The organism is Streptomyces sp. NPDC058289 (assembly GCF_042880975.1).
In the GTDB taxonomy this organism is placed as follows: Bacteria; Actinomycetota; Actinomycetes; order Streptomycetales; family Streptomycetaceae; genus Streptomyces; species Streptomyces stoeckheimensis.
In genome coordinates, this window is sequence record NZ_JBHVYI010000067.1 from 39,100 (window position 1) to 49,958 (window position 10,859).

General features: G+C 71.4%; 8 protein-coding genes. 3 read left to right on the forward strand and 5 right to left on the reverse strand.

Going from position 1 to position 10,859, the window contains the following annotated elements; translation table 11 throughout:
• Positions 1 to 23 precede the first annotated feature (23 nt).
• The 3 genes from ectB to ACFVX6_RS28890 form a co-directional block, all read right to left on the reverse strand.
• Positions 24 to 1,292 (reverse strand): diaminobutyrate--2-oxoglutarate transaminase, encoded by a 1,269-nt coding sequence (ectB, locus tag ACFVX6_RS28880; RefSeq protein ID WP_389696320.1) that lies wholly within the window; start codon positions 1,290 to 1,292, stop codon positions 24 to 26.
• Positions 1,293 to 1,358: 66 nt separating this feature from the next.
• Entirely contained in the window at positions 1,359 to 1,928 is a 570-nt protein-coding gene (ectA, locus tag ACFVX6_RS28885) for a diaminobutyrate acetyltransferase (protein WP_389696322.1), read from the reverse strand.
• Between the two features lie 275 nt (positions 1,929 to 2,203).
• Positions 2,204 to 4,033 (reverse strand): RICIN domain-containing protein, encoded by a 1,830-nt coding sequence (locus ACFVX6_RS28890; RefSeq protein WP_389696324.1) that lies wholly within the window; start codon positions 4,031 to 4,033, stop codon positions 2,204 to 2,206.
• Between the two features lie 266 nt (positions 4,034 to 4,299).
• Between ACFVX6_RS28890 and ligA the strand changes: the two genes are divergently transcribed.
• Positions 4,300 to 6,366: an NAD-dependent DNA ligase LigA gene (ligA, locus tag ACFVX6_RS28895; RefSeq protein WP_389696326.1), complete on the forward strand. Its 2,067-nt coding sequence runs from the start codon at positions 4,300 to 4,302 to the stop codon at positions 6,364 to 6,366.
• A gap of 25 nt (positions 6,367 to 6,391) precedes the next feature.
• Here ligA and ACFVX6_RS28900 read toward each other — a convergent pair whose 3' ends face one another.
• Positions 6,392 to 7,912, reverse strand: coding sequence for a sensor histidine kinase (locus ACFVX6_RS28900; protein ID WP_389696328.1), 1,521 nt, complete (start codon positions 7,910 to 7,912; stop codon positions 6,392 to 6,394).
• Positions 7,905 to 8,597: a response regulator transcription factor gene (locus tag ACFVX6_RS28905; protein ID WP_389696330.1), complete on the reverse strand. Its 693-nt coding sequence runs from the start codon at positions 8,595 to 8,597 to the stop codon at positions 7,905 to 7,907. Before ACFVX6_RS28905 ends, ACFVX6_RS28900 begins: the two co-directional genes overlap by 8 nt.
• Positions 8,598 to 8,831: 234 nt before the next feature.
• Here ACFVX6_RS28905 and ACFVX6_RS28910 point away from each other — a divergent pair, with 234 nt between their 5' ends.
• Positions 8,832 to 10,154: a glycosyltransferase family 4 protein gene (locus ACFVX6_RS28910; protein WP_389696333.1), complete on the forward strand. Its 1,323-nt coding sequence runs from the start codon at positions 8,832 to 8,834 to the stop codon at positions 10,152 to 10,154.
• Positions 10,155 to 10,247: 93 nt separating this feature from the next.
• Entirely contained in the window at positions 10,248 to 10,706 is a 459-nt protein-coding gene (locus tag ACFVX6_RS28915) for a GNAT family N-acetyltransferase (RefSeq protein ID WP_389696335.1), read from the forward strand.
• The last annotated feature ends 153 nt before the right edge of the window (positions 10,707 to 10,859 follow it).

The window sequence follows — 10,859 nt, forward strand, 5'->3', positions numbered from 1 at the left end:
CGTGGTGTGTGGCGGGGCGCCGGTCAGGCGGTTTCGCGGACCGAGCGGGCGAGGATGTCGAGGCCCTCGTCGAGTTCGTCGGCGGTGACGGTGAGCGGCGGGAGCAGCTTCACGACCTCGCCCTCGGGGCCCGAGGTCTCGATGAGGAGACCGTGCTCGAAAGCCCTCCGGCTCACCGCCGCCGCGCGCTCCTTGTGGGCGAACTCGACGCCCCAGACCAGTCCGCGGCCGCGGTACGTGGCGCCCAGCCGGACGTGCTCGGCGCACAGCTCGCGCAGCGCGCCTTCGATGTGCTTGCCCTGGGCGAGGGTCCGCTCGCGCAGGACGCCGTCGGCCCAGTAGGTCTCCAGGGCGGCCGTCGCGGTGACGAAGGCCGGATTGTTGCCGCGGAAGGTGCCGTTGTGCTCGCCCGGCTCCCACAGGTCCAGCTCGGGCTTGAACAGGCACAGGGACATGGGGAGTCCGTAGCCGCTGATGGACTTCGACAGCGTGACGATGTCGGGCGTGATGCCCGCCTCCTCGAAGGAGAAGAACTCGCCGGTCCGGCCGCAGCCCATCTGGATGTCGTCGACGATCAGCAGCATGTCGCGACGCCGGCACAGGTCCGCGAGCGCGCGGAGCCACTCCGCGCGCGCCACGTTGATCCCGCCTTCGCCCTGGATCGTCTCGACGATGACCGCCGCCGGGTGGTTGAGGCCGGATCCCTGGTCCTCCAACAGGCGCTCGAACCAGAGGAAGTCGGGGACCCTGCCCCCGAGGTAGTTGTCGAAGGGCATCGGGGTGCCGTGGACCAGGGGGACGCCGGCGCCGGCCCGTTTGAAGGCGTTGCCCGTGACGGCGAGGGAGCCGAGCGACATGCCGTGGAAAGCGTTGGTGAAGGACACGACCGACTCGCGGCCCTTGGCCTTGCGCGCCAGCTTGAGCGCCGCTTCGACGGCGTTGGTCCCGGTGGGCCCCGGGAACATCACCTTGTAGTTCAGTGCGCGGGGTTCGAGGACGTGGGACCGGAAGGTCTCGAGGAAGGCCCGCTTGGCGGTCGTCGCCATGTCGAGCCCGTGCGTGATGCCGTCCCGCTCCAGGTAGTCGAGCAGGGCCCGCTTCAGGACGGGGTTGTTGTGCCCGTAGTTCAGGGACCCGGCGCCCGCGAAGAAGTCCAGGTATCCGCTGCCGTGTTCGTCGTACAGCCGGCTTCCCGTGGCGCGCTCGAAGACGACGGGCCAGGCGCGGCAGTAGCTGCGCACCTCGGACTCCAGGGTCTCGAAGACGGACAGGACCGGCTCGGTCATGGTCAAGGGAACTCTCCAATGAGCGTGGGGGTGTTGGGTGCGTGTGATTCGGTACGGGCGTGCGGGCCGGGATCAGAAGTGGAGCGGCCCGATGCGGTGCAGGACCTCCGGGGCGTACCCGCGGTCCGGAAACTCCTCCGGGGCGAACAGCACTTCGCGCGTGAGCGTGGCGCCGTGCCGTGCGGCGTACGAGGCGAACAGTCGCTCCGACGCGAGGTTGCCGGGGGAGATGGTGGTCTCGAGCGAGCTCAGGCCGTGTTCTGCCGCCACGCGGGCGGACAGGTCGTCGAGCAGGGCCCCGGCGATGCCCAGGCCCCGGACGGACTCGTCGACGGCGATCTGCCAGACGAGCAGGGTGCCGGGGCTCTCGGGCCGCAGGTATCCGCTGACGAATCCGACGGCGCGACCGGACGCGTCGCGGGCCACCGCGGAGGTGCCGGCGAAGTCACGGCACCAGAGGAGATAGCTGTAGGCCGAGTTGAGGTCCAGCGTCCCGGAGTCGCGGGCGAGGCGCCACAGCAGACGGCCGTCACCGGGGCGGGGGCGGTCGATGCGCGTCGACGGGGTCGACGGGGCGGTCGGGGTGGACGAGGCGGTCGGCGGTGTCTTCCGGTAATGGGCCAGTTCTGCATGAGCAGTCATGCGGGCCGAAGCTACCTAGGGTTGGAGCAGATTGCACGGCCCTAAGGGGTTACGGGGAGGGCGTTGCCCGTGATATATGGCAACGCCTCCCCGGGGTCGTGAAAGTGCCGGCAATGCGCCCGGTTTCACCCGAAGAATGCTGACATTTCTACCCCACCCTCGATTTCATAACGAGCAGATAACGTCTTTGCCTTGTCTCATATTTTCCACTTGAATGTGACGTCTTCGTCGGCAGACCGGGGTTTCGATCACGGCTGCGCGGTTAAGCTGCGCCGTCAAAAGGCGGCCGCCGTGAGCGTGAGGGTCTGTTCCGCGGAGGTGCGGGCGCCACCGACCGGGCTGCCGGTGGTGTCGGTCCAGGCGCGGGTGGGAGTGGTCTCGGCGAGGCGGCCGGGCGTGCCCGAGAGGCCGATCACGAGTCCGCTGTAGCGGTTCACGAGCCGATGGGTGCCGGTGGGCTTGCCGTCGGCCGTGGAGTTCGGGATGACGAACCACTGCTGCCCCACGGTGGGCCCGCTCTGCGGTGCCTTCGTCGCGGTGGGCTTGGCCGCCCAGGCGCGCCCCGCGTTCGCCTTCGAGTCCACGCCGAGGAGTTGGCGGGTGGAGGCGTTGGCGATGCGGTAGGAGCCGTCGCCGTTGGGGGTGAACACCCACTTGCTGAGGGCCGACCCGCCGGCGGAGGGGAGGGACGTGGTCGCCGTACTGCCCTGGACCTGGGCGAGGTGGCGGCCGGTGCCGCCGGCGATCGTGTAGGACGTGCTCGGATCGATGACCGCGGCAGGGGCGTTCGTGTCGATCACGGTGTCGTAGTACTCGCCGTCGGCGCCCCCGGAGCAGAAGAACGAACAGTACGACCGGAACTTCTTGCCGACGATGGTGGAGCCCGTCTTGTTCACCGCGTCCAGGACCCAGCGGTACCAGGAGCCGGTGCGGTACGCGCCGGAGTCGCCGGCGAGGCGCCACTTCTGGGTGGCGAGGTTGTCGGTGACGTAGAAGCGCTGCGGCTCGCTGCCGTCCTGGTTGACCGCCTCGGGCTGGCCCACGTACACGCCCAGGTAGGCGTTGTAGGCGATGTTCATGGTCAACAGGTCTGACTTGGCGGGCAGTTCGCCTGCGGCCTGTTGTTCCTGGACGTTGCCGGGATTCGACGGGTCGTAATCCTTCGCCACGGGGGTGTACCCGGTGGTGTGGGTGGCGTCGACGGGCTCCATGTTGCTTTCCAGGCCGCCCGTTCCGGGCTGGGACCACGAGCCGTCGTACCACTTCTGCCACGAACCGGGCGCCATCTTCCCGGACATGGGGGCGCGGGCCACGTGCGCCCGACTGCCCGCGGTCCACGAACCGGGGACGCCGCCCTTCGGGATGACGCGGGAGTTGTAGTAGACGTAGAAGTAGCCGGATGCGGTGTCCACGAACAGGCGGGCGTCACCGTTCCCGTAGTGGTACGTCTCGTGCGGGAAGGCCGCGGTGTCGCCCCGAAGGGTGCTGTAGGGCGAGGTGAGCACGTGGTCCTTGATGGCCCACGTCCTGCCCTGGTCCTTGGACACGGCGTAGTCGATCGCGTCGTAGTGCAGGCCGTCGCCGAAGGGGCGCGGGGTGAACTCGTTGTGGACCAGCCCGTACCAGTCGCCGGTGTCGGGATCCACCCAAACGCCCATCAGGTCGCAGTAGTTCTTCTGCGCGTAGTGGGAGGTGTCCGGGGCGTACGTGGCCTCGCGACCGGTCGGGCTGTTGTTGCACCGCCAAGTGGTGTCGTCGTTGCGGTCGTTGCCGTTCGCCGGATTGACCGCGGTGCTCAGCGAGGCGGAGCGGGTGGCGGAGTCGAAGTCCTTGCCGGTGTAGAAGGTCCACTTGCGGGGATCGTTCGCCGCGTACAGGGCGTGGGCCGACTGGTAGTAGAACGCGCCGTTCTTGTCGATGTACGTGGCGGCGGGGGTGTCGTCGGGGTGGGTCCAGGAGCCCTTCGCACCGATGGAGACGGTGTACGTGGCTGTGGGGGACTGGGTCGACCGGGCCGACGCCGGAGCGGTGGCCAGGGTGCCGAACAGGACCGCGGCCGTGGCGGCGAGCGCGATGGCGGTCCTCGTCCCGGAAGGGGCTGACACGGGTACTCCTCTCTTGCCCGGGCCGTCCGCTGGGCGTGGGGGCGGCGGACGAGGGGCCCGGGGTGGCGAGTGGTGCGTGGTCGTGGGGGTTTGCGCGCCTGCTCGCGACGGGGCGTCAGGGCGGCAGGCCGTCAATTAATTTGAATAGAAGCCGAATTAATCAACGGCTGTCAAGGCTCGGCACCGAGATCGCCACGACCCCGCACCCGTCCCGCGTGAACCCGGCGCCGACGGGCGTTGTCAGTGCCCCGGGAGAAGATCCTTCCATGACGATCCTTTCCGCCGATGAGGCGCCGTTCAGCCTGTCCAGCCGCCCCGACTACGCCGCCGCCCTCCAGCAGTTGCGCGAGGCGTCCCGGGCGTACTACGGGGGCGAGAGCGGTCTGCTCGACGACGCCGCGTACGACCGCCTGCGGCAGTCCGTGCTCGCCTGGGAGGCGGAGCACCCGGACGAGGTCGCCCAAGATTCCCCGACCGGCCTGGTGGGGGACGGGGCCGCCCCCGTCGGCGACATCGCGCACACCACCCGGCTGCTCAGCCTCGACAACGTCTTCGACGCGGACGGACTGGTCGCCTGGGGAGCCTCGCTCCAGCGCCGCCTGGGCCACGAGCCCGCGGGCGGGTTCACCGTCGAGCCGAAGATGGACGGCGCCGCCGTGGCCGCGCGGTACCGTGACGGACGCCTGGAGCAGATCATCACCCGCGGCGACGGTACGCACGGCGAGGACGTCAGCCACGTCATCGGCACCATAGAGGGCCTGCCCGAGCGGCTGCCGCTCCCCGCCACCTTCGAGGTGCGCGGCGAAGTCCTCTTCACCCAGAAGCAGTTCGAGACCGCGAACGAAGTCCGCACCGCCCATGGCGCGCAGGTCTTCGCGAACCCGCGCAACGGCACCGCCGGCACCCTGCGGGCGAAGGACCGGCCGTACCGACTGGCGATGACGTTCTGGGCGTACGGAGCGGTCGAGCTCGACGGTGTCGCCCTCGCACCCTCCGGAGCCACGCACGCCGAGGCCCTGGCCGCCGTGGCCCGCGCGGGCGTGGGGACCACGGCCGACACGCCCGCCGGTCTGCACGTCGTCGCCACCCTCGCCGAGGCACAGCAGAAGGTCGACGAGATCGCCGCGCTGCGCCCCGGACTGCCGTTCGGCATCGACGGGGTCGTGATCAAGGCGAACGACGCGGCCGAGCAGGCCGAAGCCGGGTTCGGGAGCAGATTCCCGTACTGGGCGATCGCCTTCAAGCTGCCGGCCGTCGAGCGGCAGACCGTGCTCAGGGACGTGGTCTGGGAAGTGGGCCGTACCGGCGTGCTCGCCCCGACGGCGATCCTCGACCCGGTGGACATCGACGGATCCACGGTCACCCGGGCCACCCTCCACAACCCCGCCGACATCCGCCGCCGCGCCCTCCACCTCGGGGACACCGTGACGGTGTACAAGGCGGGCGACATCATCCCGCGCGTCCAGGCCGCCGTCACGAGCCTGCGCCCGGACGGCGCGCGCGAGGTGCCGCTGCCCACGGTCTGCCCGCAGTGCGGCGGAGAGATCAACAAGGACCAGGAGCGCTGGCGCTGCGCGAAGGGAACGGCGTGCGCGCTGCCCGCGCTCATCGAGTACGCCGCCGGTCGCGACATGCTCGACATCGACGGCCTGGGCAAGACGTACGTCAGGGCCCTGATCGAGTCGGGTGACGTGACCGACGTCGCCGACCTGTTCACCCTCACCGAGGAGCAGCTCACCACCGCCTCCGGGAGCGCCAAGCGGGGGGCGAAGCTGGCCGAACAGATCGCGGTCGCCAAGTCCAGGCCGCTCAGCCGCATCTTCTGCTCGCTGGGCGTCCTCGGCACCGGGCGCAGCATGTCCCGTCGCATCGCCGCCTACTTCGGCACCATGGACGCCATCCGCCAGGCCGACGCCGAACGGATGCAGGAGGTCGACGGCATCGGCGGGGAGAAGGCCCCGGTCATCGTCGAACAGGTCGCCTCCCTGGCCGCCGTCATCGACAAGCTGGTGGCGGCCGGGGTGAACATGCAGGAGCCGCAGCAGCCCGAAGCGACGCGTGAGGGCCCACTGGCCGGCAAGACCGTCGTCGTCACCGGCAAGATGAGCGGCCCGCTGGCGGGCGCGGGCCGTTCGGAGGTGAACGCGCTGATCGAGAAGGCCGGCGGCACGGCGGGCAGTAGCGTCAACTCCAAGACCACCCACCTGGTCTGCGCTCCGTCCGCGAGCGGGAAGCCGAGCTCCAAGGCCGTCAAGGCCACGGAGCTGGGCGTCACGGTCCTCACCCCGGAGGCCTTCGCGGAACTCGTCGCCGACTACATGGCCGACAACTGAGAGCCGACGGCCCCGGGACGCCCCGCTACCGGGGCAGTCGCAGGAGGAACGCCGCTCCCCGGTCGGCCGGGGCGACGGCGAGGGTTCCCCGGTGGTGGCGGGCGAGGTCCCGGGCGATGGCGAGGCCGAGGCCGCTGCCACCGGTGTCACGGGTGCGTGCTTCGTCCAGGCGCGTGAAGCGGTCGAAGACGCGTTCGCGGTCGCTTTCGGCGATCGGGGCGCCGTCGTTGTGGACGGTGCACTCCACCCATCCGGGCCGTGCGGCGATCGTCACGGTGACCCGGGTGTCGGCGTGGCGGGCCGCGTTGTCCAGGAGGTTGCGCAGCAGGCGCCGCAGTTGGTCACGATCACCGTGCAGGGTGACGGGCTCCGCCGGGGCATCGAGGGTGAGGTCCGCGGTGGCTCCGGGCCGGGTGTGGGGCAGTTCGATGAGGAGTTCCCGGACGAGCTCGGTGAAGTTCACCGGTGCCCGGTCCGGCCCTGCCTCGGGGGCGTTGTCCAGTCGGGCGAGGGTCAGCAGGTCGTCGACGAGGTACTGCAGTCTCGTCGTGGCCTGAAGGGCGTCGCCCAAGGCGGCGGGCCGCCCGGGATGGGCCACGGCGACCTCGAGGACGGTGCGCAGGCCCGTGACCGGGCTGCGCAGTTCGTGGGCCGCGTCGGCGATGAAGCGCTGTTGGCGGCGGGCGTGGGCGTCGAGGACGTCGAGGGTGTGGTTCGTCGTGCGGGCGAGCCGGGTGATCTCGTCCTCGGCCACGGGCACGGGGACGCGGGTGCCGGAGTCCGGCTGGTCGACGGTGGCGAGGCGGCTACGGATGGCCTCGACGGGCCGCAGGGCGCGGGTGGTCGCCACCCAGGCGGCGAGGGCGACGAGCAGCGCGGCCAGCGGGACCGCGCCGGCCAGGGCCGGGACGAGAGCGTCGGCGGCCCGGACCGCCTCCGAGCGGGTGATGGCGACGTAGACGGTGTAGCGCCCGGCCGGTGGCGCCGACGGACCGGGGGCGGCGGGGGAGCGGACTTCGATGGTGGTGCCGGCCATGTCGACGGTCTGCCGCGCCAGGTCCGCGGCCTGGGAGAGGCAGCCGGGGACGGGCTGCCCGGTGGAGGTGTGGGAGGGGTCCTGCCGGCAGGAGGGGGCCGGGTCGCCGAAGCGGACCGACCGGACGGTCGCCCATGCGGGCCGCGCCGATGCGGGCGCGGGCGGGAGCTCCTTCACGGCCTCGGGGAACGCCCGGGTGAGCCAGGACGCGAAGGGGCCGTCCGGGCCGATGATCAGGACCGGCGAATCGGCGAGGATGTCGCCGATGGCCTCCCGGTCCCTGGCCTGGACACCGGCGAACTCCAGGGCGGTGGCGCGGGACTGGCCCAGGGCGAGGCCCCGTGCCGCGTCCATCTCGGTGGTGTACACGTGGTGGTGCAGCCACCACGCGCCGGCGCCGGAGAGGACCAGGGCGGCCGTACCCGCGGCAAGAGCCGTACGGGCCCGGGTGGACAGGCGCAGCCACCACGCGGACATCCGTGCGGGGTTGCGGGGAGCGGCGTCAGGCACGTGCTTCGTCCAGCCGGTAGCCGTGTCCCCTGACGGTCACGATGCTCCGGGTTCCGTAGGGCTGGTCGATCTTGCGGCGCAGGAGGCTCACGTAGACCTCCACGATGCTCGCGGAGCCCCGGTAGGCGATGTCCCACGCCTCGCCGAGGATGGTCTCCTTCGACAGCACCCGGCCGGGCTCGCGCATCAGGCACTCCAGTACCGCGAACTCCTGGCCGGTGACCTCGATGCGCTCACCGCCGCGCCCACAGGTCCGCGCTTGCGGGTCGAGCCACAGGTCACCGGCCCGCAGCACGTCCTGCGCTCCGGACCCCGCGGCCTCGCGGGCACTGCGCCGGATCAGTGCGCGCAGGTGCGCCGTGAGGACGAGCAGGGAGAACGGCTTCGTCAGGTAGTCGTCCGCGCCGATGTCCAGGCCGTGCGCCTGGTCGAGCTCTCCGTCCCTGGCGGTCAGCATCAGCACCGGGGTGCCTACGCCCAGGGCTCTGAGCCGCCCGCACACGGCGAACCCGTTCAAGGAGGGGAGCATGACGTCCAGGACGATCGCGGCGAACTCGCCCGTGGCGCCGAGCTCGACCGCGGACAGGCCGTCCGACGTGAGGGTGACCGCGTACCCCTCGCCCTCCAGACCCTCCCGCACCGCGGCCGCGATGACCGGATCGTCCTCCACCAGCAAAATGTCCACGATGTCAGCATGCCATCCAGGAGCCCCTGACCAGTGCGAACAGGCCTTCAGGAACGGTTAAGCATGATCTGCGCACAGTGGGGCACGACCCGCAGTACGGCCGCCCACCCGCGGCCCACCCGCGGCCCACCCGCGGCCCACCCGCGGCCCACCCGCGGCCCACCCCCGGCCCCCGGACCCCGACCCCGTGCTCGTCGCCCGATCCGCCTCCGTCACCGAAAGGCCCGGCGCCGCATGCGTATTTCCTTCCTGCTCCACAACGCCTACGGCATCGGAGGCACGATCCGGTCGACGTTCAACCTGGCCGCGGCGCTCGCGGAACACCACGACGTGGAGATCATCTCGGTTCTTCGCAACCGTGGCGTGCCGGTCATGGGCGCGCCTCCCGGGGTGAGCCTGACGCCCCTGGTCGATCTGCGTCCGGACTCCCCGGACTACGACGGTGAGGACCCGCGTCACGCGCTGCCCGCCGGGATCTTCCCCCGCGCGGACGGCCGGCACGGGCAGTACAGCCGGCTCACCGACGAGCGCGTAGGACGGTACCTGTCGACACTGGACGCCGATGTGATCGTGGGGACCAGGCCGGGCCTGAACGTGCACATCGCCCGACAGGCGCACCGCGCCGCCGTCCGGGTCGGACAGGAACACCTCGCGCTGTCGAACCACGGCTTCCGCGTACGCCACGAGATACGGCACCGCTATCCGCTCCTGGACGCCCTCACCACCGTCACCGAGGCCGACGCGCACGCCTACCGGCGGTTCGGGCCGCCTTCGATGAGGGTGGAGGCCATACCGAACAGCGTGCCCGCCGCCTCCGTGGAACCGTCCGACGGCACCGGCAAGGTGGTCGTGGCGGCGGGCCGGCTCACTCCGGCGAAGCGCTACGACCTGCTCGTACGGGCCTTCGCGCAGGTCGTCGCCGACCATCCGGACTGGGAGCTGCGCATCTTCGGCAGCGGCGACGCCACCGGCAACGAGCGGGCCGGCCTGTCCGCCCTGATCGGAGAGCTCGGCCTGAGCGGCCGGGCGCACCTCATGGGCAATGCCGACCCGTTGGAGCCGGAGTGGGCCAAGGGATCCATCGCCGCTTCCACGTCCGACCGGGAGTCCTTCGGCATGACCATCGTCGAGGCGATGCGCTGCGGGCTCCCCGTCGTCTCCACGGACTGCCCGGTGGGACCGCGCGAGATCATCGAGGACGAGGTCGACGGACGCCTCGTCCGCCCCGGCGACACCGACGGCATCGCCACCGCCCTGCTCGAGCTGGTGGCCGATGAGGAGCTGCGCCGCCGCATGGGCGGAGCCGCGCTGAGGAACTCGGCCCGCTTCGATCCGGCGCACATCGCCGAACGGCATCTCGACCTCTACCGGGAACTGCTCCGGCGCGGCCCCGGCCGGCGCTCGCTCGGCCCCGCGCGGGAGGCCGCGCACCGCGCGCGGGTCGGCGCGATCGACGCGGCACACGCCCTGCGCTCCACGGCCCGCGGAGCCCTCGAGAAGTACGGCACGGCGCCTCCCGGAGGCGGAGGTGGAGGCGGACGCCACGTCACCGGGTGAGTGCGGGATTCGACATTCCGGCGATGCCGGGGACCGGGCGGACCGGGCATGATCCTTTGTCGAAGACCGTTCGCGACGACGAAAGTGCGCATCATGCCGACCACCATCACCGTCCGGGAAGTCCGCGACGCCGACTTCCCGCAGTGGCGCGCCCTGTACCGCGGTTACGCGGACTTCTACCGGGTCGAACAGACCGAGGAGGCCGCCGAACGCGTGTGGGGGTGGGTGAACGACCCGGCCCACGAGGTGAGCGCCCTCGTCGCCGAGGCCGCGGACGGCCGGCTGATCGGCCTGGCGCACTACCGGCCGTTCGCCCGTCCCCTGTCGGCCACCACCGGCGGGTACCTGGACGATCTGTTCGTCGACCCCGCACACCGCGGTTCCGGCGCCGCCGATCACCTGCTCACGGCCTTGCGGGAGATCGCCGCCGACCGCGGCTGGAGCGTGGTCCGCTGGATCACGGCCGACGACAACCACCGCGCCCGGGCCAAGTACGACCAGGTGGCCACCCGCACGATGTGGGTCACCTACGACATGGCGCCGGCCAGCTGATCGAACGCGGGGCCCCGCGGACCGAGGACCTTGGCCGCGGGGCGCTCGTGCGGGCGGCCGCGGCCGGGTCGGTCGGTCTGCGGGGCGGACGAGGGTGTCAGCTTCCGTTCGACAGGTTGCCCGACAGAACCGGGATGTTGTCCAGGATGTGCG

Coding starts and splice junctions, on each gene's coding strand:
- ectA (WP_389696322.1), bottom strand. CDS start 1,928: ATGACTGCTCATGCAGAACTGGCCCATTACCGGAAGACACCGCCGACC.
- ligA (WP_389696326.1), top strand. CDS start 4,300: ATGACGATCCTTTCCGCCGATGAGGCGCCGTTCAGCCTGTCCAGCCGC.
- ACFVX6_RS28910 (WP_389696333.1), top strand. CDS start 8,832: ATGCGTATTTCCTTCCTGCTCCACAACGCCTACGGCATCGGAGGCACG.
- ACFVX6_RS28915 (WP_389696335.1), top strand. CDS start 10,248: ATGCCGACCACCATCACCGTCCGGGAAGTCCGCGACGCCGACTTCCCG.